This window comes from Bradyrhizobium lablabi (assembly GCF_018131005.1).
Lineage (GTDB): Bacteria > Pseudomonadota > Alphaproteobacteria > Rhizobiales > Xanthobacteraceae > Bradyrhizobium > Bradyrhizobium lablabi_D.
This window is the reverse complement of the sequence record NZ_JAFCJK010000011.1, coordinates 19,009-41,479: the sequence shown is the minus strand read 5'-3', so window position 1 is coordinate 41,479 and position 22,471 is coordinate 19,009. Positions and strand designations below refer to the sequence as shown.

The following is a 22,471-nucleotide window of genomic DNA, read 5'->3' as shown; positions in this document are numbered from 1 at the left end:
CGGGCTAGCATCCAAGGCGTCGGCGCTCGCGCGTCATCGCACCGTCACGCACACCCGGTACCGGTCGCGGCTCGACTCGCGAATTTCCCGGCGCTGGTCAGCGTCATTTTCAGACACATTGGAGGGGGCATGTCTACTTTCACCGTGGCAAGCGGTTCTACGGTCGCGTCCGGTCAGACTGTTGGCGGCAACGATACCGGCACGATCGAGGCGGGCGGCGTCCTCTCCGCTACGACTGACATTACCTGGACCGGCGGGTCGACCACCCCCGGCGTCGTCATTGACAATGCCGGCACCATCAGTGCCGCCACCCGTGGCATCGACACGTCGGGTTCGTTCTCGACCGGCAGCTTCAGGCTGATCAACGAAGCCGGCGCCAAGCTGGTCGCGTCGAGCAACGACGCATTCCGCGTCAACACCAATGTCTCGAACGGGACGATCGCGGTCGACAATTCCGGCTATATCGTCTCCGGCGCGCTCGACGCCTCCAACAACATCGTCGCGCATGCCAGCGGCCAGGCGCTGGACTTCGCATCGATCACCTCGGCCACCGCGGTCATCAACATCATCAATCATGCTGGCGCGGTCATCGGAGCCAGCGGAGACGACGCGATCCGGCCGGGGGCGGGCACCACCACGATCACCAATGACGGGCTGATCGACGCCACGGCGTCCGCAAGCCGGGGCATCAACCTCAACACCTCGAGCCTCGCCAACCTCGCGTCGTTCACGCTGACCAACCAGCAGCACGGCGTCATCCAGTCGCAGGCTGATACCGTCCGCATCACCGCGAGCACCTTGCCGCTCAATGCGGCCTATGTCGTGACGCTCGACAATTCCGGAACGATCCAGTCGACCGGTACGGGTGCAAGCAACGGGCAGGCGATCGACTTCGCCGATCTGGTGTCGGCGACCGGCACGGTCCATCTGACCAATGGGTCCACCGGCCTGATCCAGGCGGCGGACGCCGATGCGATCCGCGGCGGCGTCAACATGGTGATCGACAATTCCGGGCGCATTCTCAGCCACAGCGCGCCGGGCAGCACCGGCAATGACGGCATCGACTTCCAGGGCAATGCCGGTGGGGTTGTCAACAATCACGATGGCGGCCTGATCGAGGGTGCTCGTCACGGCATCACCGGCGACCAGCCGGTGACCGTGACCAACGACCTCGGCGGCAGCATCATCGGCGACGCCGGCGCCGGCATCAACCTCGATACCGCCAGCACCTCAACGACCACCATCGTCAATGCCGGTTTCATCACCGGCCATGCCGATGGCATCGGCGATGGCGACGGTATCGATGTCGACGGTCTGATCGCCTTGACCAACCGCGGGACCATCACCGCGACCGGCCACACCGACGGCATTCTTGTCGAAGCGGTCACGGTCGGTGGCGGCAGCATCACCAATTACGGCACGCTCGACAGCGTCGAACGCGCCATCACCGTTGACGACAGCAATCTCGGCAACGCCTTCGCTGCGACCACGATCTACAACGAAGGCCTGATCCGCGGCGGCAACGGCGAGGCGATCTCGATCACCGATATCCTAGCCGACACCATCACCAACAAGGGTACGATCGACGGCAGCATCGGCATGGGTGGCGGCAACGACACGCTGAACGACTATGCGGGCTCGGTGTTCACGGCGGCGATCGACGGTGGCGACGGCATCGACACGTTTAACCTGCTTGGCGCCGGCGCGGGTACGCTGGCGCATGTCGCCAATTTCGAGGTGCTTAACGTGCAGGGCGGCAACTGGACGGTCGCCGACGCCGAAAGCTTTGCATCCGGCATCACGATCGAGGCAGGCGCGCGGCTGACGCTCGGCGCGGCCGGTTCCCTCACCGGTGCGATCGCCGACAACGGCGTGCTGGGCGTCAGCCACTCCGACACCTTCGTGTTCAACTCGGTCATTTCAGGCGAGGGCGGGTTCGACCAAGCCGGCAGCGGCACCACCGTGTTGACCCAGTCGAACAGCTATGGCGGCGGCACGAGCCTGCATGCTGGCACGCTTGAGCTCGCGTCGCTGGGCGCGGCCGGTACCGGGGCCATCACCTTCGAGGCCGGCGCGCAGACGCTTCGCATCGACAAGGCGGCGCTGGATCACGGCCATCTTGCCAACACGATCGAAGGCTTTGCCGTTGGCGACACTATCGATCTTGCCGGCATTGGCAAGGCGACGCATGCGACGCTGTCGGCCGATAACGTGCTCACCATCACCGGTGGCAACTCCGGCTCGATCTCGCTGCAACTGGATTCGCATGCTTACGCCTCCGGGCTGAACTTCCAGCTTGCGTCGGACGGTCACGGCGGCACCAGCGTCACCGTGGTCTCGGACAATCTGGTTCCGGGCACCAGCGGCAGCAATCTGCTGATCGCGAATTTGTTCAGCGCGGTGGGCAGCTTCCTCGACGGCAAGGGCGGCAACGACGTGCTGATCGGCGGCCTGCATTCCGACGTGCTCAATGGCGGTGGCGGCAGCGATCTGTTGTACGCCGGCGTCGGAGCCGACCAGTTCCGCTTCAACGGCACCGACCAAAGCGCGGGTCAGCGCGCGACCGATACCGTGTTCGACCTCAACTTCGCCAAGGGCGACAGCCTGGTGTTCTACGACTACGAGGCCGGCACCTTCGCGTCCAATGGCGCCCATCCCGCGACGGTGCTCGATACCGGCGAGGGCGGGGGGTCCGGCGTGGTGGTGAATTCGATGGCGGCTCTTGCCGACCTGATCAAGGGGTCCGCCGATGTCGCCGCCCATCGCGGCGGCCTCAACGATCTGGTGCTGGATATCAGCCAGAACAACGGCAGCCACGAGACCATCGTGCTTGATCAGCAGTGGCAGGCCTACGCGCACGCGACCAACGGGCTTCTCGTCTAATCTAACGCCGGTCGCGGGAGGGCAAGCGCGTCCTCCCGCACCGGGCCCGCCGCGTTGAACTCGCCGCGCATAACCGCTAAGCCATCCCGCGAACCAAAAGGGGAACACGCGCGTGGAGATGGCACAGCCAACAGCGGTCGCGCTCGGCGACGCGACGGTGGGGTTTCGATTGGCGGATGGCCGGGTCTATACCGCCGTCGAGAAGGCCAATCTGTCGGTGGCGCATGGCGAGTTCGTCGCCATCGTCGGGCCTACCGGTTGCGGGAAGTCTACCCTGCTCAACGTCGCGGCCGGGCTGCTGAAGCCGGTGTCGGGCGCAGTGCGGATCTTCGACAAGCCGCTGGCGGGTCTCAACCGCGATGCCGGCTATCTGTTTCAGGCTGACGCATTGTTTCCGTGGAAGACCGCGATCGACAATGTTGCGATCGGGCTCGAGATCAAGGGCACGCCGCGGGCTGCGGCACTGGAGCGCGCACAGAAATGGCTGACCTCGGTCGGGCTCGGCGCGTTCGCCAACCGCTATCCGCACATGCTCTCCGGCGGCCAGCGCAAGCGGGTCGGGCTCGCGCAGGTGCTGATCCGCGATCCGAAGATCCTGCTGATGGACGAGCCGTTCGGGCCGCTTGACGCGCAGACGCGACAGATCATGGGCAATCTGCTCCTGGAGTTGTGGACCGCCGACCGCAAGGCGGTGCTGTTCGTCACCCACGATCTCGAGGAAGCGATCGCGCTCGCCGATCGCGTGGTGATCATGTCGGCCGGTCCGGGCGCGCGTATCATCGGCGACTGGCGGATCGCGCTGCCGCGGCCACGAGACATATCCGAGATCCGCATGGAGAAGGATTTCCATGCCTTGCACCGGGAGATCTGGGGCGTGCTGAAGGACGAGGTGATGAAGGGCTATGCCCAGACGTCGCAGGCGGGGGCCGCCTGATGTCGCGAGTGACGCTGCTGTTTCTGCAAGTATTGGTCGCCGTCGTCGCGCTGGCGCTGTGGCAGGTCTTTGCCACCGTCCCGGTGTTTGGAACGGTGCTGCTGCCGCCGTTCTTCTTTTCCAATCCGGTCGACGTGTTCAGCCAGATCATAAAATGGTTCTCGACCGGCGTGATCTGGAAGCACCTTCTGATCACCCTGTGGGAATCGATCCTTGCCTTCGTGATCGGCTCGGCTGGCGGCGTCCTGGTCGGCTTCTGGTTCGCGCGTCAACCGCGCGTCGCCGCGGTGTTCGATCCCTATGTGAAGATGGTCAACGCGCTGCCGCGCGTGGTGCTGGCGCCGATCTTTGCGCTGTGGTTCGGGCTCGGCATCCTGTCCAAGGTCGCGCTCGGCGTCACGCTGGTGTTCTTCATCGTGTTCTTCAACGTCTACCAGGGCGTCAAGGAAGTCTCGACCACCGTGCTCGACAACGGCCGCATGCTCGGCATGAGCGAGCGGCAATTGATGCGCCACGTCTACTGGCCGTCGGCGCTGTCCTGGATGTTCTCCTCGCTGCACACCTCGGTCGGGTTCGCGGTGGTCGGCGCCGTGGTCGGCGAATATCTCGGCGCCGCGGCCGGCCTCGGCTACCTGATTCAGCAGGCCGAGGGCGTGTTCGACGTCGCCGGCGTGTTCGCCGGCATGTTCGTGCTGTCGGCGTTCGTCTTATTGATCGACATGGTCGTGACATTGGTGGAGAAGCGCCTCCTGGTCTGGCGGCCGGCGGCGGTTGTGCGGGATTAGGGCGGATCCACATGAATGCCGAAGCCTTAGGGCGCCGTCCTTTGTAGTAGTATCCTCGGCGCAACAGGTCAGTGCGCGGATTTCGCGGACGATAACGGAGATTTCGTGGAGATCTCCAAACCTCGGAGGAACTTATGTCCCCCATTCCGCTGAAAGTTTACATCACGCCGTTTGCCGAGCAGGGCGCCAAGGAGGCGGAGAAGTGGAGCTGCGATACGGCCAAAAAGGCCCTGAACGTGGTCAATACGATCTGGTCAAAGGCGAAGGTTGCGTTTGTGATCAAGGATTGCGTGATCGACAAGCCGCTCGACATGGCAAAGAGCGTGCGCAACAATGATCAGCGCGTGCTGGATGTTCTTAGCTTCCGGCATAAGCCGGACGATTTCGTCCACATCTACCTCGTCAATCCGATTGAAAATCTCTCCGCGGGCGGAGCTTCGTACCAGGACAGCGATCCCGAGCCGACCAGTTTCGTCCAGTGGTATGGAAATGACGTCGCCAATGGACGGGCCTGGGCCCATGAGCTCGGCCATCTGATGAGTCTGGACCATGTCGAGATCGACTACAGCAACGAGAAGCAGGCGGCGCAGCGCAGCAGCAACCTCATGACGAAGGGACTGAGCATGGGCAGGGACCTGACCAACCAGCAGATCGGTAGCGTTAAGGGTTCAAAGCTGGTGAAGCGATTTGGCGCCTGATGGTCAGATGCGTGCTTGCGCTTGTCCAGGCGGCTGGCGTTCCTGTCGCCGTCCTCGCCCGGCGTATGGCCGAACAGATGCAGTGCGGCGCTCACTCCGGGATTAAATCGTCGAGCGGAAGTGATGGCGCTTGCCAAGAATGACGGAAGACACGTGCCGGATCGCGTCGCTCTGGCCGTCAGTCTACGACCATCGATCCGAAACGCTTTCTGATCACCGATTCGGCGCCGCTGATCATTTCATCGATAATGGCGGCCGCGCTCATCAGTCGCCTGGTCTGACCGACGGATTCGCCGGCCAGCAGGCTCATCTCGTCGAAATCACCGGTGAATTCCGGGGTTGGCGGAAAGCCACAAAACCGTTTCATGGGAATTTCCTGCCCGTAGATGCAGGCTTGACCAATCACCGGAAGCTCCGATTCCGAAACCACCCTGTATGGCGGCGGATTGTCGCGCCGCTCCCATTCCCGCACGATGCGGTTGCGCAACCCGCGGGTCGAAGCATCGGGAAATTCCGGCCCGAAGATCAGATGGCGCGCTGTGTCCTCGACGCCGGCAGCGAGGACGCGCTCCTTGTACTGCGGGTGGGCATAGGCCTCGAAGCTCGCGAGCAGGCGCGTTCCCACCCAGACGGCCTCGGCGCCGAGTGCGAGCGCAGCAGCAACGGTCCGGCCATCGGCAATGCCGCCAGCGGCGACGACGGGCACGGACGGGACTGCGTCGATGACTGCGGGAAGCAATGAGAACGTGGCCGCGACCGCCCGGTTGTGGCCGCCGGCCTCGTTGCCTTGCACCACGATTCCCTGCGCGCCAGATCGCACAGCAGCTTCCGCTTCGGCCACGCTGCCAACCTGAAACCAGACGTGACTGCCGGCCGCCCTCAGGCGCGACAGCCACTCGTCCGGAACATCATCCCAAAAGAACACGACAACCGGGACCTTCTCCGCGATGCACACCTCGATGTGCTCGATTGCGCTGAACCGGGCAATGATGTCGACGCCGAAGCACTTTGGCTTGACTGCCTTGACATCGCGGATCGCCGCCTGCAGCACGTCCGGTGGCATTGCGGCGGCGCCCAACATCCCCATTCCGCCGGCCTCGCACACCGCCCGCGCCAGCGCCGCAGTAGCGATGAACGCCATGCCGGCGTTGATGAATGGAATCTTCAATCCATACTGCTCCGTGATACGAGTCTTCAACATGATGCCCTCGCTATCGCGCTATTCCCTCTCGGCGTTTACGTTGGTACGTGGAGTCGATAAGTCCCATCCAGCGTTTCCGAGTGAAGTGAATTCCGGTTCGCCGACCAAAACAAGAGGCTGGAGCTTCGGGTCTGATTCCATGGAATCAACAATGCTTGATGCGACGGGTTTTTTGCGGCAATCGATGCCACTGGCGGCGCCATGTCCCCGACAGCTTTCCTTCATGTCGATGCAGAGCAGGTCGATGGTGTCGCGCTACGTCCGGATTTCGTGCCCGGGATCTTGCGCTACGGTTGAGGTCTTGATCAGGAGAGCCGAAGGCAGCCAATATGACGTATAACACTTGGTTTATCATTCGTGACTCGTCTTCCGTCGGTCGCGCGTGCATGAAGGGCCGGGACTGTGGGAAATGGCCTGCCGTGTCGATGACGCTGCGCGCATTCACGACCGCGCCATGGTTGCGCTGGCGCGCGCACTAATGTCGCTCCGCCAGGTCGGCATGGGAACGGTCATCATTTCCGCGGTGGTCGGCTTCTGGTCTGACGGGTTCGGGGACCGGGGCGTTTGGCTGGAACTCAGCGGGCAATCGAGGGATTGATCGCGCACCACGCTGTTTACCGTTCAGAGAGGTCAGTATGAAACCACATGTCGTCTGCCTGATGGCGTCAAGTCTCGACGGCCGGACATGGTCCAGCCGCTGGCGACCCAAGGGCGCCGGCGACCTGTTCGAGCGGGTCCATGATGAGATTGCTGGCGACGCCTGGGTGATCGGCCGCATCACGGGACAGGAGTTTGCCAAGGGCAAGCCCTATCCGACCTCCGCCACGGAAACATTCCCGCGCAAGCCCTGGTTTGCGCGGCGCGAGGCCAAGGCGTTCGGCGTGGTGCTCGATGCGCATGGCAAGATTGCCTGGGGCCGCTCGGATATCGGCGGAGATCCGATCGTCGTCGTCCTCACGGAAGCAGTGTCGGACGCGCATCTGGCCGGCCTGCGTAGTGAAGGTGTGTCCTATATCTTCGCCGGGAAATCCGAGCTTGATCTCGCGCTGACGCTGGACATCCTCAATCGCGAGCTCGGCATCAAGCGCCTGCTCGTCGAGGGCGGAGGCGTTGCAAACGGAAATTTCCTTCGCGCGGGTCTGATCGACGAATTCTACCTCATTCTCTGCCCGGCTGTGGACGGCGCCAGAGGAGCGCCGCACGTCTTCGATTCCGCGGAGACAGAGTCGTCCGATCGGCGCGCGCCTATCACGGCCATGACGCTGGAGAGGACTCGCGATCTCGGTGGCGGTGCACTGCTGCTGCACTACAAGATCACCAATGCGGATGCCGCGGCATCTCGATAGGCTGCCGTCCAGATGACCAGATCGAATCCGGACCGCATCATCGTTGTGGGTGGCGGCGCAGCAGGGCTGATGGCGGCGCGCGAGCTGGCGCGGGCGCGCAGGCATGTCACGATCCTGGAGGCGCGCGACCGCTGTGGCGGGCGCATTGATCCACTCCCCGTGTCCGACTTCGGATATCCGGCGGAGGGGGGCGCGGAGTTCATCCATGGCAAGGCACCCGTCACCCATGGCTTGCTGCGCGAGGCCGGACTGTCGTTGCAACCGATCCAGGGCACATCATGGACGGCCGAGGACGGAAAATTCTCACGAAGGGCGAGCCAGAACCCTCACGAATCCGAATTGCAACGGGCCCTGGCCGAGCTGAAGGTGGATTTGTCTCTCGCGGAATTCCTGACGTCCCATTTTTCACATCCCAGATACGAGCAGATGCGACGCACAATCGAGCGGATGGTCGAAGGCTACGACGCCGCCGATCCCGCGAAGATCAGCGTGGCGGCCCTGCGCGAGGAATGGATGGATGGCGGGCGGAGCGCGCAAGCTCGCGTGGCCGGCGGCTACGGCGCGCTCATCGAATTCCTGGCAAAGGCCTGTCGCAACCATGGTGCCGACATACGTTTCGGTTCGGTCGTGAAAGCCGTCGAAATCGTCGACGGCCAGACGGTGATCCGTTGCGCCGATGGCAGCTCTCATCAATCCGATTGCACGATCCTGACAGCGCCGATCCCGGTGCTGAGCGAAATCGACCTTCCGCCGTCGGCGCGAGTGAGGGCTGCGGCCGTGGCGGACATCGGCTTCGGTAACGTCATCAAGATCCTGCTGTGCTTCCAGACGCGTTGGTGGATCGAGACGCCGTTGAAGGCCGCCGATCTGACATTCCTGATTTCGGAGGAGCAGATTCCGGTCTGGTGGACGCAAAACCCGAACCCGCAACCCGTGCTCACCGGCTGGTTCGGCGGGCCGAAAACGGCCGGCCTGGCGGCGCTTGATGAGAAAGAGCTGATCGAAGCGGGGCTGGGCTCGCTCGCGAAGATTTTTGGACTCGATCCGCGACGATTGACGGAGCGGATGGTCGCGGCGCGGGCGATCAACTGGGCAAACGATCCTTTCGCGCGCGGCGCCTACTCCTACGCGACGCCGGCCACCCGCGCGGCGCAATTGACGCTGGCGAAGCCGGCAGACGGGATCATCTTCTTCGCCGGCGAGGCGCTTTATCGCGGAGCCGACATGGGGACGGTCGAGGCGGCGTTGGACAATGGTATCGAGACGGCGCGCGCGATTCTTCGCCGATAAGTACGATGCATGGGTGGCTTCTTCGCTTCAGCGCAAAATTGCTTTGCAATTTTGTCGCGAGCGCCTCGCAATGACGGCGAACGGGACTGGAAGCGGATAGACGGTCTGTCTTCCGTAAGACCACCACGCGCGTGTAACAGTTGATCCATTATTCGTGACTCGTGTTTCGCCCGTCGGGCGTGCATGTAATGCCGGCCGTTCGCGAGCGGCCGGGACCGGGGTCGGTTATGCACGAGGAGACGTCACCGCGCTACGCCGGCTGGCGTGTCGTGCTCGCCTGCTTCCTGTTGGCACTGTCCATCTTCGGCTTCGCACTGTACGGGCAGGGCGTCTATCTGGTCGAACTGCAGCGGCTGAATGGCTGGCCGGCCTCGCTGATCTCGGGCGCCAGCACGCTCTCGCTGCTGATCGGCAATGTGATTGTCATCTTCACCGACGAGATCGTGGCGCGCCTTGGCTTGAAGCGCCTTGTACTTGTGGGAACGGCGTGTCTTGCCGTGTCGATGGCGCTGCTTGCATTCGCGACATCGCCATGGATGCTCTATGCGGTGTTCGCGCTGATGTCGCTCGGCTGGGTCGGCATGGGCACCGTGGTCATTTCCGCAGTGGTCGGCTCCTGGTTCGCGCGACGCCGCGGCCTGGCGATCAGCCTTGCGTTCCTGGGCGCAAGTTCGGGCGGTGTCATCGTGACGCCGCTCCTGGTGCTGCTCGTTGCGCAGGTCGGCTTCCGTACGGCGATGCTGATCGCTGATGCGATCATGCTCGCTGTACTCGTGCCCGTCATCCTGGCCTGGATCGGCCCTCCGCCATCGGCCGGCCCGGTCGATGTCAGGACCGACGATCGGTCCCGGCCGCAAGCAGGAACCGCGCCCAATGCCATCTCGCGCGCGGAGGTGGTGCGCCGGCTGGCGTTCTGGACGATCGCGATCCCGTTCGCGCTGGGCGTGATGGCTCAGGTCGGCTTCATCGTGCACCAGATCGCGATGCTGGAGCCAAAGATCGGCGCCGTGCGCGCGGGGCTGGCCGTCAGCGTAATGACGGCGATGGCGATTGCCGGGCGGCTTGTCCTCGGCATGTTCGCCGATCGGCTCGATCCGCGGATCGCGGCGGCGGCATCGCTTGCGAGTCAGGCGCTGGCTCTATCGACGATCTGGCAGACGGATGATGTTCGCATCGTCCTGGCGGCGACTGCCGTCTTTGGCTTTTCCGTCGGCAACCTCATCACGCTACCGCCGCTGATCATTCATCGCGAGTTCGAGGCCGCGAGCTTTACCGTCGTGATGGGACTGTTCACGGCGATCAGCGGAACGATCGGCGCGCTCGGCCCCGGTCTGATCGGCCTCGTGCGCGGCTGGAGCGGCGACTATGGGGCCGCGCTATTGCTCGCGATCGCCCTCGAAGTGACCGCCGCCGCGATCGTGCTGGTGCCGGAGCGCTCGCGCCAGATCTCGTAGGCTGGCAATGCGAAGCGTCTCCACCATTGCGACCGCGGTGCGACCAGGTACCCGCCATTGCGAGCGAAGCGAAGCAATCCACGGCTGCGCTTGCGGAGATATGGATTGCTTCGTCGCTTCAGCGCAAAATTGCTTTGCAATTTTGTCGCAAGCTCCTCGCAATGACGACAGAGAGATCGCCTCTAGTCCAGCAGCTTCGTATCGTCGGGCGCCTGCGGCGGCGTCTTGATCGCGATCGCCTTCAGCGCTCGTCCTTGCGGTTTGCTGCCGCCATGCGGCGTGCCCTTCGGGATCACCACGAGGTCACCCGGCTTCACGGTGACCTCCTTGTCGCCGAGCCAGATCGTGCCGGTGCCCTCGAGGATGTATTGCAGCTCGTTGGTGTTGGGGTGCATGTGCTTCGGTACGTTGCCGTCCTGGATCGAGACGGTGGCGCCGTCGGCGGAGACGAACATTTTTGAGCGGAAGCCGACATTGTTGGCGTTGCCGAGCTTGTCGCCCTCCATCTCGCCGGTGTGGATGATTTGCGCGGTGATGTTCTCGGCGGCGAGCGCGGGCCGCAGCAGATGGGTGACGCCGCAACCGGCGGCGAAGGCGGTGGCAATCGACAGCGTAGTGGCAATGCGGTTCATGGAGACCTCCCGTGACGTTTTTTGTGAGCACGATGCTATGCCGCGCCACCGGCATTGGCCAGCTTATGCGCCGGCAAAGCGGGGCGGATGCGACGAAAAGATCGTGCAAGGCGCATGGAATAATCGTGACGGGGCGGACATGGCAGCCATTGTTCGGCACCAAAGTCGCCTTCTCAAGGCCCGCGGGCTGTTTTATCTTGCCGGCCAATCGAACGGAGGAAGTCATGAACAAACTGCTTGGCAGGCTGGCCGGAACGCTGCTGGCGCTGACCTTGTCCACGGGCCTTGCGGCGGCGCAAAGCAAGATCACCATTGCGGTCGGCGGCGGCGCCTGCCTGTGCTACCTGCCGACGGTGCTGGCCAAGCAGCTCGGCGAGTACGAGAAGGCCGGGCTCGCGGTCGAACTGGTGGATCTCAAGGGCGGCTCGGACGCGCTGAAGGCCGTGCTCGGCGGCAGCGCCGACGTCGTGTCGGGCTATTTCGACCATTGCGTCAATCTCGCGGCCAAGAAGCAGGAGCTGCAATCCTTCGTGGTCTATGACCGCTACCCCGGCCTCGTGCTGGTGGTCTCGCCCAAGCATACCGGCGAGATCAATTCGATCAAGGATCTCGCCGGCAAGAAGGTCGGGGTCAGTGCGCCCGGCTCCTCGACCGATTTCTTCCTCAAGTATCTCCTGAAGAAGAACGGCCTCGACCCGACGGGCACCTCCGTGATCGGCGTCGGCCTCGGCGCCACGTCGGTCGCTGCGATGGAGCAGGGCCAGATCGACGCCGCCGTGATGCTCGATCCCTCCGTCACCGTGCTGCAGGGCAGCCATCCCGACCTGAAGATCCTGAGCGACACGCGCACGCAGAAGGACACGCTCGCGGTGTTCGGCGGCGAATATCCCGGCGGGGCGCTCTATTCCACTTCGGCCTGGGTCAAGGGGCACGAAAAGGAAACGCAGGCGCTGACCAATGCGATCGTCGCCACGCTGTCGTGGATCCACTCGCATTCGCCCGAGGAGATCATGGCCAAGATGCCGGACGAGACCGTCGGCAAGAACAAGGATCTCTATCTCGCCGCGCTGAAGAACACGATCCCGATGTATTCGGAGACCGGCAAGATGGACCCAAAGGGCGCCGACGCCGTGCTCGCGGTGTTCAGCGAGGGTTCGCCTGAAGTGGCGAAGGCAGGCATCGACGTGACCAAGACCTACACCAACAGGTTCGTCGACCAGGCCAAGAGAACGACCGGAATGAACGCCAAATAGTGCGCCGTGGTGCGGCGACATGCAGTCTCCCGTCATTCATCGCGTCACCTCGCTTGACCTGACCGTGCAGCGGCGGCCGTGGCCGTTCGCCGATGCGCGCCGCGCCGAGATCGACGCGCATTTCGCCACCCAGCGGCGCGCGCGATCCGGCCTGTGGAACGGGCGGGTGCTGCTCGGGCGCGATCCGGTCTTTGCCGATAGGCGCTTCAGCGCCAATTATTTCGAGACCGATTTCGCAAGCTTCCTTGCATGGCGCGACTGGGGCTTTCCCGACAAGGACGTTTTCAACGGTTTCGGCATGGGCGCGCTGCTCGCAAGCGACGGCGCCTTCGCGCTCGGCGAGATGGGCCAGCACACCTCGAATGCCGGGCGGATCTACTTTCCGTCGGGCACGCCCGACCTCGACGACATCAGGGGGGATACGGTCGATATCGCCGGCAGCGTGCTGCGCGAGCTTGAGGAGGAGACTGGGCTGACGGCGGCGGATTGCCGCGCGGATGCGGACTGGCACTGCATCCATACCGGACCCGCGGTCGCAATGATACGCATACTGCGCGTCGACATGCCGGGCGAGGCGCTGCGCGCGCGGCTCGAGGCCAACCTCGCTCGGCAACAGGACCCCGAGCTCGCGGCGATCCATCTGGTGCGCGGCCGCGCCGATTTCACCGCCACGATGCCGCGCTTCGTCACCGCGTTCATCGAAACCCAGCTTTCGGTGTAGCGCCGCATCCCCGCAACGCTGTGCTGAAGCTTTGATCAGCCTGCGCCGCGCGGACGCAGCCAATACGCTTGACATCCTCGGCCGCTCCCCCTGTGATAGGCGGCACAAAAAGCAAAAAAATGCAGTGCACAATCGTCGGGGAGGGATTCATGCGGGTCACGAAGGCTACGCGCTGGGTTGCCGTGCTGTCCGTTGCGGCAGCAGCGCTGGGGATGGCGGCCACCGCGCGGGCGCAGGACAAGAAGATCAAGATCGGCGTGATTTTCGACCTCACCGGCCCGCTCGCCGGCGGCGGCTCCGAGCTGCAATACACCGGCGTCAAGATCATGCTCGACCACTACGCCAAAACCGGTGTCGAGGGCTACAAGGTCGAGGCTGTCTACGCCGACGCGCAGAGCAAGCCCGACATTGCCATCAACGAATCGGTACGCCTGCTCGAGCAGGAAAAGGTCGACATGGTGATGGGCTTCTTCTCCTCGGCGCAATGCGTGCCGGTGGCCGCCCGTGTCGAGCAACTGAAGAAGTTCATGTGGATGACCACCTGCATCTCGTCGGCGGTGTTCGACGGCAAGAACTACAAATACGTGTTCCGTCCGCAGGCGAGCGGCGACCAGTTCGGCATGATGACGATGGACTTCATCGCCAACCAGGCCCAGTCCAAGTTCGGCAAGGAGCCGAAGGATCTCCGCGTCGCCATCATTCACGAGGACGGCGCCTACGGCGTCGACGTCGCCAAGGGCAATGAGGCCGGCGCGAAGAAGGCCGGCTTCAACATCGTGCTGAAGGAGGGCTATTCGGCGACCGCGCCCGATCTCTCCGCGCTGGTCACGAAACTCAAGCGCGCCAAGCCCGACGTGATCTTCCACACCGGCTACAATCCGGACATTACGTTGCTGTTCCGCCAGGCGCGCGAGCAGGGGCTGAAATTCGGCGCCATCGTCGGCCATGGCGCGGGCTACGGCGTCTACGAGAAGCTCAAGGAGGGCCTCGGCACCGACGCGAGTTATCTCTTCAACACCGATCCGATCTCGATCTGGCTCGCCAACCAGAAGACCATGGATACGAAGCTGCCGCCTGTCATCAAGATGGTCGGCGAGGAGTTCGACAAGCTAAAGCCGGGGGTCGCGATCCGCTCCGCTCATGTCGGCATCGGCGCCTCCAACGCGTTCGTCTTCATGGACGACGTGCTGCCGCGCGCGATCAAGAAGTATGGCGGCGTCGATCCGGACGCGCTGCGCAAGGCCGCGCTCGACACCGACATTCCGGAAGGCGGCACCATGCTGGGCTTTGGCGTCAAGTTCTACAGCGAGGGCACCCAGATGGCCGGCCAGAACGAGCGCTCGTTCCCGGTAGTGTTGCAGTACATTGACGACAAATCCTACGTGGTGTGGCCGAAGAGCCAGATGCAGCGTGAGACCGTGCTGCCGCTGCCGGCCGGCACGACCTACAGCTACAAATAGGTCGCGTTGCGAAAGGAGCCGCCGTGCTCGCCGTCGAGGGTCTGGTCAAGCGGTTTGGCGGCTTTCGCGCCGTCAACAACGTGTCGTTCCGCGTCGAGCAGGGCGAGATCCTCGGGCTGATCGGCCCCAACGGCTCGGGCAAGAGCACGATCTTCAACATGCTGTCAGGCACGCTGCCGCCGACCGCGGGCTCGATCCTGTTCGATGGTCACCAGATCGCGGGGCTCGCGCCGCACCGGATCATCAACCGCGGCATCGGCCGCACCTTTCAGATCCCGCGCCCGTTCCGTCGGCTGAGCATTTTCGAGAATGTGGTGCTGGCCGGCTTCTATGGCCAGGGCCGCCACAGCCGCGCCAGGGCGGAGGAGGCGGCCGAGCGTTCGCTTGGGATGGTCGGACTGCCCACCGACCGCAACGCCGGCGTCGACGGCCTCGGCGCCGCGGGCTTGAAGAAGCTCGAGCTCGCCAAGGCGCTCGCCACCGGGCCGAAGCTTCTGCTCGCCGACGAAAGCCTCGGCGGCCTCGACGAGAAGGAGATGGACCAGGCCGCCGACATGCTGCGCAAGATCCGCGACGAGCTCGGCATCACCATCATCTGGGTCGAGCACATCATGGGCGTCCTGATGCGCGTGGTCGACCGCGTGATGGTGCTCGATCACGGCGAGAAGATCGCCGAGGGCCTGCCGGCCGATGTCGCCGGCGACCGCCGCGTGATCGAGGTCTATCTCGGCACCGATGCCGATGCGAGTCTCGCGGCCGCCGCCGCCGCGCAGGCGCGCCGCCGGATCGAGGCGTGACCGACATGCTGGAATTGAAATCGATCGACGCGGGCTATGGCAGCTTCCAGGCGCTGTTCGGCGTCAGCCTCGAGGTCAGGGCGGGCGAGGCGGTCGGCGTGATCGGCCCGAACGGCGCCGGCAAGACCACCCTGATGCGGGTGATCTCCGGCCTGATCCGTCCGACCAAAGGCGCGATTTCGATGGAAGGCACCGACGTCGTGAAGACGCCGGCGCATCGCATCGTCAGCCTTGGCATTGCGCATGTGCCGGAGAACCGGCGGCTGTTTCCGCGGCTCACCGTCGAAGACAATCTGAAGATGGGCGCGTATATGCCGGGCGCGCGCGCCCAATACACCGCGCGGCTGGACTTCGTGTTCGACCTGTTCCCGCGCATGAAGGAACGCCGCCACCAGATGGCCGGCACCATGTCAGGCGGCGAGCAGCAGATGTGTGCGATCGGCCGCGCGCTGATGTCGAACCCGAAGCTTCTTTTGCTGGACGAGCCCTCGGCGGGGCTCGCGCCGGTCGTGGTGCAGCAGGTGTTCGAGCTCGTCAAGCGCATCCGCGCCAGCGGGCTCACGGTCCTGATCGTCGAGCAAAACGTGCAGCAGGTGCTGCGCGTGGTCGACCGCGCCTATCTGCTCGAGGCCGGCACCATTCGCGCCGCCGGCACTTCGGCCGAACTCGCGGCCAGCGACACCATCAAGCAGGCGTATCTGGGAGTGTGAGCAAGCAATGCAATCCTTCCTCGACATCTTCGACATCTACCTGCTCGAGGCCGTCATCAACGGCATCCTGCTCGGCGGCGTGCTGGCGCTGCTTGCTCTGGGCCTGAACCTGATCTTCGGCGTCATCGACGTCACCTGGATCTGCTACGCCGAGCTCGTCATGATCGGCATGTACGGCATGTACTATCTCGTGCAGTACTACCATTTGCCGTACTGGGCGGCGGCGCCGCTCGTCATCCTGCTGGTCGCGCTTCTCGGTGCGGCGCTGCACTACCTCGTCATCGCGCCTCTGCTCACCGCGCCGCCGATCAACCAGCTGCTGGCGACCGGCGGCGTGCTGTTCATCCTGCAGAGCTTTGCCACCGTCGCCTTCGGCATCGATTTCCGCAATCTCGGCATCCGTCTGCCAGTGCTCGCGATCGGCGACATGAATTTCAGCTATGCGCGGCTATTGTCCTTCGCGGCGGCGCTGATCGGCATGATCGGCATCTATTTCTTCATGACGCGCACCTACACCGGCACGGCGATCCGCGCCATCGCGCAGGACCGCCAGATCATGCCGCTGATGGGCGTGGACGCCAAACGCATCTACCTCATCACTTCGGCGATCGGCGGTGGGCTCGCCGGTCTCGCCGCGTGCCTGCTGGTGCTGCAATATGACGTGCATCCGTTCGTCGGCCTGTCGTTCGGTCCCATCACCTTCCTGATCTGCGTGCTCGGCGGACTCGGCAATTTCATCGGCGGCTTCATCGCCGCCTTCGTGTTCGCGCAGATCATCTCGCTCGGCGGCCTGTTCTCCGATCTCGAATGGGGCTACGTGCTGGCCTTCGCCTTCTTCATCGTCATGATGTTCATCCGGCCCGCGGGCCTGCTCGCGAGGCGGTCGTGAACAGGCAAGTCGCCGGTTGGATCGTGGCCCTGGCGGTGCTGGTCGCGCTGCCCTTCGTGCACCGCGATCCCTACCATCTGCATCTCCTGGTCTTGATCCTGATCTGGTCGTTCGCCTACACCTCGTGGTCGATCATGGGTCGCTTCGGTCTGGTCTCGCTCGGCCATGGCGGCTTCATGGGCATCGGCGCCTACGTCACCGCGTTGCTGTGGAATCATCTGGGGGTCTCACCCTGGATCGGCATTCCCCTCAGCATGGTGACCGCTGGCGTGCTCGCGCTGATCGTCGCCTATCCCTGCTTCCGCTTCCGCATCACCGGCCATTACTTCGTTCTGGTGACGCTCGCGCTGTCGGGAATCGTGCTCCAGGTCATCACCGCGACGCGCGACTATACCGGTGGTTCGCTCGGTTACACGCCGCATCGCGCCCAGAGCGGCAAGGGGCTATACGCGCTGCAGTTCGACGACAAGACCACCTGGTATCTGATCGCGCTCGCGGTCTGGCTGGTCGGGCTGCTGATCTGGCGCTGGATCGACCGCAGCATGAGCCGCCATGCCATGGAGGCGATCTCGGAGGACGAGGACGCCGCGGCGGCGGCCGGCGTCAACGTCACTGTCGAGAAGCTCAAGATCACGTTGATCAGTGCGCTGATGACCGCGCTCGCGGGCGCGCTCTATTGCCAGTACCAGATGTTCATCTCGCCCGACACGGTCAGCGGCATCGCCGTTTCCTTGCAGATGGTGTTCGCGGTCATCGTTGGCGGCGTCTATGTCGCGTTGGGCCCGACCGTCGGCGCCGTCATCACCATCCTGCTCGCCGAGATCCTGCGCATCGGCTTCGGCACCAGGGCGGTCGGCTGGGACAACCTCGTCTATGGCCTGCTGCTGGTGCTGTTCATCATCTTCCTGCCCAAGGGTATTCTTGGTAGCGTGATCGACTGGATCAAAGCGCCACCCAAGATGTCCCGAGGTCATGAGCAAGAAACCATCAAAGCCGCTCGCCGATGAACTGAAGCCCTTTGTCGCGCCGTTCCGTTTCGACGGCACGGGAGAGTTTCACCTGAAATCGCAACGGACGGCCGAGAAGGGCGGCCTCGACAAGGACGCTGGCGGCAAGGTCATCGAGGCCAACCGCAAGCGGTTGAACGACTTCCAGGAAAAGCTCTTCGCGCAGGATCGCTGGTCGCTGCTTTTGATCTTCCAGGGCATGGACGCCGCCGGCAAGGACTCCGCGATCAAGAGCGTTTTCGAGGGCGTCAATCCGCAAGGCTGCGAGGTCTGGTCCTTCAAGCAGCCTTCGACCCACGAGCTCGATCACGACTTCATGTGGCGCGCCATGATCGCGCTGCCTGAGCGTGGGCGCATCGGCATCTTCAACCGCTCCTATTACGAGGAATGCCTCGTCGTGCGCGTGCATCCGGAAGTGCTGGCGAAGGAGAAGATCCCGAAGCGGCTGGTGACCAGAAATATCTGGCGCGAACGCTTTGAGGACGTCTCCGCGATCGAGCGCTACCTCTCGCGCCAGGGCACGGTGATCCTGAAGTTCTTTCTCAACGTGTCCAGGGAAGAGCAGCGCCAGCGCTTCCTCGACCGCCTGGAGGAGCCCGCCAAGAACTGGAAGTTCTCGATGGCCGATATCGCCGAACGCAAGCTATGGGACAAATACCAGGCCGCCTATCAGGAGCTGATCCGTCACACCTCGACCAGGGAGGCGCCGTGGCACGTCGTGCCCGCCGATCACAAATGGTTCGCCCGCGTCGTGATCGGCTCGACCATCGTGGGCGCACTCGACAAGCTCGACCTGCATTTTCCCGAGGTCGACAAGGCCGAGCTGGGCGAATTCAAGCGCGTCCGTGACGCGCTGCTGGCGGAGGGAAAGGGGAGCGCGGCGGCAAAGGCGTCAGCGAAGAGGTAGTGCAAGTAAATCGTCGATATGCTGCTCGGGAAGCATTGACTGCCGCCGAAAAGGCTTTGTCTGCATTATCTCCGCCAGATTGCGAGCGGGCGGCGGAAGCCGGGATTTCGGAGCCCGATCCCGTCCCTAAGAGCCCGAGAGAACCGTCGGCTGACGAATCTTAACTCGGTTCCGCCTCAATTCGAACTTAATAATAATGCGCTAACTTCATCACTCCGAGTGAAAGTTCCGCAGCGTTTGCGCGGAATATCCACCCGCGGGCAGGCGGACGGATGTGGAATTGGGGCAACGGGGATCGGGTGGGGCGGTGAAGTTTGGAATTCTTTCGCGGTTAGATGCGTATGGCATCCCGCGATGTTGGATCGGCATCCGACACTTTGATTCAAATTCTTCCGGATCGATGGCTGCGGCTCGATCGAGACGACGGAAACGTCCGTCGCCGCCCTCTTTGCTTTCAATTTTTCTTGAGGACAGCGAGCACACCAATCCGCAACGGCTGAGCATCACAGGAGTAGCGTATGAGTGCCTTGAGTGAGCAAGACCGAACTGCCCCGCACGATCCACTTTACTATGCACCCCGCCGATTGCGCGAAAGGCCAAGGTCGCCATTATCCACTTTTGACGAATTGCAGTTCGAACCAGACAGCCCCCGCTCTGAGCGGCGCACTCCAGTCGACACCGCGCTCGACAATGCGGTCTACCAATCGTTGCGTCGGCCGCTCGAGCCTGATGTCATCAACGAGCCCTCGATGCCGAGACGCGATCGGAGTGGGCGCAAGATGTTGTTTGTGGCGGTGGCGGTTGGCGTTTCGGCTGTCGCGGCGCTGTTCTTTGTTCTGAGGGTCCAGACTCCCCTGGAGTCGGGCGTTGCCGCGTCCTTTGCGGCGGCCATGCAGTCGACGAAAACCACGCAGCCACAGCCACGCGCCGGCCAGACCGTCACGCCCGAAGAGTCCGAAGAGCTGCTTCGGCAATTTATGCAATGGCGCCAAAAAGCCCGTTCCGCCGAGACATCTCAATGATTGAAATAGCATATGCCGAGGCAGCGACGATAGGCGATATCGGATCCAGCGTCGCGCTCGTGCGGAGCTCGCGATTGCGTTGGGTAGCGGCTGCACTCGGCGCTCTGTTTGCGACCGCCGCGGGCGCCGCACCGAGCAATGATTTGAACATCGTGCGCGACCTGGCGGGCCGCGTCGGACCGATCATTGGTTCGGCGCTAGCGTGCCCGGACGTCGCGCGCCCCCGGATTCAGTCCATTGTCGACAAGTTCCAGGCGGTGATAAAGGCAAACGCGTCCAACGAGGCCGAGCGCGACGATCTTTCGCGGCTGTTCGATCGCTATGTCGCAGATGGCCGCTATGCCCTGACGGCAGGCCGGACCAATTGCGGGACTGCGGAGCGCCAGCTTGCCGAGCTCGAACAGTCGCTTGCCGGGAAGCCGACATCAGTGATCGGCGCGATCGGGCCGACGCCGGCCGCTGCCGCGACGGCGCCCGCGGCACCCATGCCGCAAGCGGCTCTCGCGTCGACTGCGCGCGGCGTGACCGCCAACGAGCTCCGGTTCGGGATGGTGGCACCGTTTTCCGGTCCGGCGAAGGAACTCGGGCGGCAGATGAAACTCGGGATCGAGACCGCTTTCAACCAAGCCAACGACGCGGGCGGCGTGGAGAGCCGGATGCTCCGGCTGATCTCGGCGGACGACGGTTATGAGCCGACGCGGACTGTGGACGCCATGAAGCAGCTCTACGAGAAGGATCAGGTCTTCGGCTTCATAGGAAATGTGGGAACGCCGACCGCGGCCGTTGCGATACCCTACACACTCCAGCGGCGGACATTGTTCTTCGGCGCGTTCACGGGTGCGAATGTTCTGCGCAACGATCCTCCCGATCGCTATGTGTTCAACTATCGCGCGGGCTACGCGGAGGAGACCCACGCCGCCGTCCGCTATTTGATAAAGCTGCGCCGCCTGCAGCCCCGACAAATCGCCGTATTCGCTCAGCAGGATTCCTATGGTGATGCCGGATTTACTGGCGTCTCAAAGGCGTTTCGTTCGCTCGGCCTGAACGACGCCTCCATTCTTCGGCTCGACTACAAGCGGAATACGGTGGACGTCGACCAGGCGGTCAATCAGCTAAAGGCCCAGAAGGGCGCGATCAAAGCTGTGGTCATGGTTGCAACATACCGGGCCGCCGCCAAGTTCATCGAGAAGACGCGGGACCTTTTTCCTGCAATGATTTACACCAACGTCTCGTTCGTTGGCAGCACCGCGCTTGCCGATGAATTGATGCTGCTTGGGCCGCGCTTTGCCAATGGCGTCATCGTCACGCAGGTGGTACCTGCGGTTAGCGGCTATTCTAGCGCTGTCCTCGAATACAAGAATGCGCTCGCCAAGTATTTTCCTGGCGAGGCGCCGGATTACGTGTCGCTCGAAGGGTATATCGCCGCCAACGTCCTGATCCAGGCACTCAAAAGGACGGGCTCGCAGCTCGATACTGAACGCCTGATCGACGTTCTTGAGAATACGCACAATCTCGATCTGGGTGTCGGGACACCCCTCAATTTCAGCCGTGCCGAACACCAAGCGTCGCATAAAATTTGGGGAACGACGATTGACGAAAACGGCCGGTATCGGTCTCTCGAGCTTGAATGAGTATCGGAGCATCGGGCGAAGCTGCGAGCCCGTCCGATGCCCTGCCTCTCCGGGTCAAATCTGACAGCTTTGAAGATTCCATCTTGAACCGCGCGATCGGCTCGGCGGCGAGCATGTGACCGGTCCATGATTGTCGACCAAGCCAACCTTGCTTGGATGGGTTGGCGGCATCGATTTCTCATCGGCCTTCCAACCGTGTTCGATTGCAACCTGAACGGCCCGATCATCGTCGCCGCGCTCGAGCAAACCGGCTAGCAGCGCGCAACCAAGGTCCTTAGCGCAATCAAGTCCGTGAAGCGATCGGCCTTCCGCCGCAGTTCATCGGCGATCATGGCCGGTTGAGTTGCGATCGTGGAAACCACGTGCACCTGCACGCCGCGCCTTTGCATCACATCGACAAGCGTACCGAAAGTTCCGTCACCTGAAAACAGCACCATTTCGTCGATACGACCCGCCAGTTCGAGCGCATCCACCGCAAGTTCGATATGCAAGCTTCCCTTCAGCTTGCGGTTACCATTTGCATCGAACACCTCCTTCGCCGCCTTCGTCACAACAGTGTATCCGTTGTAGTCGAGCCAATCGATCAACGGTCGGATCGTTGAGTGTTCCTCATCCTCGATAACGGCGGTATAGTATGAGGCGCGTAGAAGCGCTCCTCGATTGTGGAATTCATTCAATAGGCGTTTATAATCAATATCGAAGCCGAGTGCCTTGGCCGTCGCCTGCAAGTTGGCGCCGTCGATAAACATCGCGATCTTGTTGAGGCCGGGCATGACAATACCGTGTTGATCCAGGTCAATGAGGTGAGGGCCGGGAAAAGCTGGATTTCGACCAAATGTGGTCGACGCAAG

20 protein-coding genes and 1 pseudogene are annotated in these 22,471 nt (G+C 63.1%); 18 read left to right on the top strand and 3 right to left on the bottom strand.

What is annotated here, in order from left to right; translation table 11 throughout:
- The first annotated feature begins 129 nt into the window (after positions 1-129).
- The 4 genes from JQ553_RS27930 (at position 130) to JQ553_RS27915 (ending at position 5,300) form a co-directional block, all read left to right on the top strand.
- Positions 130-2,883, top strand: a complete 2,754-nt coding sequence (locus JQ553_RS27930) for a calcium-binding protein (RefSeq protein ID WP_212503262.1) — start codon at positions 130-132, stop codon at positions 2,881-2,883.
- A gap of 118 nt (positions 2,884-3,001) precedes the next feature.
- A complete protein-coding gene (locus JQ553_RS27925; RefSeq protein WP_212503261.1) occupies positions 3,002-3,817 on the top strand; it encodes an ABC transporter ATP-binding protein in 816 nt (271 codons plus the stop codon).
- Complete coding sequence (locus tag JQ553_RS27920) at positions 3,817-4,602, top strand: ABC transporter permease (protein ID WP_212503260.1); 786 nt, start codon at positions 3,817-3,819, stop codon at positions 4,600-4,602. The genes JQ553_RS27925 and JQ553_RS27920 overlap by 1 nt, the downstream gene beginning before the upstream one ends.
- Before the next feature lie 134 nt (positions 4,603-4,736).
- On the top strand, positions 4,737-5,300 hold the full coding sequence (locus JQ553_RS27915; protein WP_212503259.1) for a hypothetical protein: 564 nt from the start codon (positions 4,737-4,739) through the stop codon (positions 5,298-5,300).
- 178 nt (positions 5,301-5,478) lie between these two features.
- Here the strand turns inward: JQ553_RS27915 and JQ553_RS27910 are convergent, their stop codons facing one another.
- The gene (locus tag JQ553_RS27910; RefSeq protein WP_212503258.1) at positions 5,479-6,501 is read right to left on the bottom strand and encodes a nitronate monooxygenase family protein; all 1,023 of its coding nucleotides are present in this window, start codon (positions 6,499-6,501) and stop codon (positions 5,479-5,481) included.
- 409 nt (positions 6,502-6,910) lie between these two features.
- Between JQ553_RS27910 and JQ553_RS27905 the strand changes: the two genes are divergently transcribed.
- The 4 genes from JQ553_RS27905 (at position 6,911) to JQ553_RS27890 (ending at position 10,591) form a co-directional block, all read left to right on the top strand.
- On the top strand, positions 6,911-7,099 hold the full coding sequence (locus JQ553_RS27905; protein WP_212503257.1) for a hypothetical protein: 189 nt from the start codon (positions 6,911-6,913) through the stop codon (positions 7,097-7,099).
- Positions 7,100-7,136: 37 nt separating this feature from the next.
- The gene (locus JQ553_RS27900; protein ID WP_212503256.1) at positions 7,137-7,847 is read left to right on the top strand and encodes a dihydrofolate reductase family protein; all 711 of its coding nucleotides are present in this window, start codon (positions 7,137-7,139) and stop codon (positions 7,845-7,847) included.
- 12 nt (positions 7,848-7,859) lie between these two features.
- Positions 7,860-9,137 carry an NAD(P)/FAD-dependent oxidoreductase gene (locus JQ553_RS27895; protein ID WP_212503255.1) on the top strand — a complete coding sequence of 426 codons (1,278 nt, stop codon included), beginning with the start codon at positions 7,860-7,862 and terminating at the stop codon, positions 9,135-9,137.
- 188 nt (positions 9,138-9,325) lie between these two features.
- Entirely contained in the window at positions 9,326-10,591 is a 1,266-nt protein-coding gene (locus JQ553_RS27890) for an MFS transporter (RefSeq protein WP_249144629.1), read from the top strand.
- Between the two features lie 182 nt (positions 10,592-10,773).
- On the opposite strand, the gene JQ553_RS27885 is transcribed toward JQ553_RS27890, so the two are convergent.
- Positions 10,774-11,223: a cupin domain-containing protein gene (locus tag JQ553_RS27885; protein WP_212503254.1), complete on the bottom strand. Its 450-nt coding sequence runs from the start codon at positions 11,221-11,223 to the stop codon at positions 10,774-10,776.
- Positions 11,224-11,447: 224 nt separating this feature from the next.
- On the opposite strand from JQ553_RS27885, the gene JQ553_RS27880 reads away from it, so the two are divergent.
- From JQ553_RS27880 to JQ553_RS27835, 10 genes are all read left to right on the top strand, one after another.
- Positions 11,448-12,476 (top strand): ABC transporter substrate-binding protein, encoded by a 1,029-nt coding sequence (locus JQ553_RS27880; protein WP_212503253.1) that lies wholly within the window; start codon positions 11,448-11,450, stop codon positions 12,474-12,476.
- A gap of 19 nt (positions 12,477-12,495) precedes the next feature.
- A complete protein-coding gene (locus JQ553_RS27875) occupies positions 12,496-13,197 on the top strand; it encodes an NUDIX hydrolase (protein ID WP_212503252.1) in 702 nt (233 codons plus the stop codon).
- 149 nt (positions 13,198-13,346) lie between these two features.
- Positions 13,347-14,657: an ABC transporter substrate-binding protein gene (locus JQ553_RS27870; protein ID WP_212503251.1), complete on the top strand. Its 1,311-nt coding sequence runs from the start codon at positions 13,347-13,349 to the stop codon at positions 14,655-14,657.
- Between the two features lie 23 nt (positions 14,658-14,680).
- On the top strand, positions 14,681-15,454 hold the full coding sequence (locus JQ553_RS27865) for an ABC transporter ATP-binding protein (RefSeq protein ID WP_212503250.1): 774 nt from the start codon (positions 14,681-14,683) through the stop codon (positions 15,452-15,454).
- A 5-nt stretch (positions 15,455-15,459) separates the two neighbouring features.
- Complete coding sequence (locus JQ553_RS27860) at positions 15,460-16,164, top strand: ABC transporter ATP-binding protein (RefSeq protein WP_212503444.1); 705 nt, start codon at positions 15,460-15,462, stop codon at positions 16,162-16,164.
- Between the two features lie 7 nt (positions 16,165-16,171).
- Positions 16,172-17,053 carry a branched-chain amino acid ABC transporter permease gene (locus JQ553_RS27855; RefSeq protein ID WP_212503249.1) on the top strand — a complete coding sequence of 294 codons (882 nt, stop codon included), beginning with the start codon at positions 16,172-16,174 and terminating at the stop codon, positions 17,051-17,053.
- Positions 17,050-18,060, top strand: coding sequence for a branched-chain amino acid ABC transporter permease (locus JQ553_RS27850; RefSeq protein WP_212503248.1), 1,011 nt, complete (start codon positions 17,050-17,052; stop codon positions 18,058-18,060). The genes JQ553_RS27855 and JQ553_RS27850 overlap by 4 nt, the downstream gene beginning before the upstream one ends.
- Positions 18,026-18,967: a polyphosphate kinase 2 family protein gene (locus tag JQ553_RS27845; protein WP_212503247.1), complete on the top strand. Its 942-nt coding sequence runs from the start codon at positions 18,026-18,028 to the stop codon at positions 18,965-18,967. Before JQ553_RS27850 ends, JQ553_RS27845 begins: the two co-directional genes overlap by 35 nt.
- A gap of 518 nt (positions 18,968-19,485) precedes the next feature.
- The gene (locus JQ553_RS27840; protein WP_212503246.1) at positions 19,486-19,989 is read left to right on the top strand and encodes a hypothetical protein; all 504 of its coding nucleotides are present in this window, start codon (positions 19,486-19,488) and stop codon (positions 19,987-19,989) included.
- Entirely contained in the window at positions 19,986-21,620 is a 1,635-nt protein-coding gene (locus tag JQ553_RS27835; RefSeq protein ID WP_249144628.1) for an ABC transporter substrate-binding protein, read from the top strand. The genes JQ553_RS27840 and JQ553_RS27835 overlap by 4 nt, the downstream gene beginning before the upstream one ends.
- 257 nt (positions 21,621-21,877) lie before the next feature.
- Here the strand turns inward: JQ553_RS27835 and JQ553_RS27830 are convergent.
- A pseudogene (locus JQ553_RS27830) lies at positions 21,878-22,393 on the bottom strand (NYN domain-containing protein); the annotation flags it as partial.
- Positions 22,394-22,471: the final 78 nt, after the last annotated feature.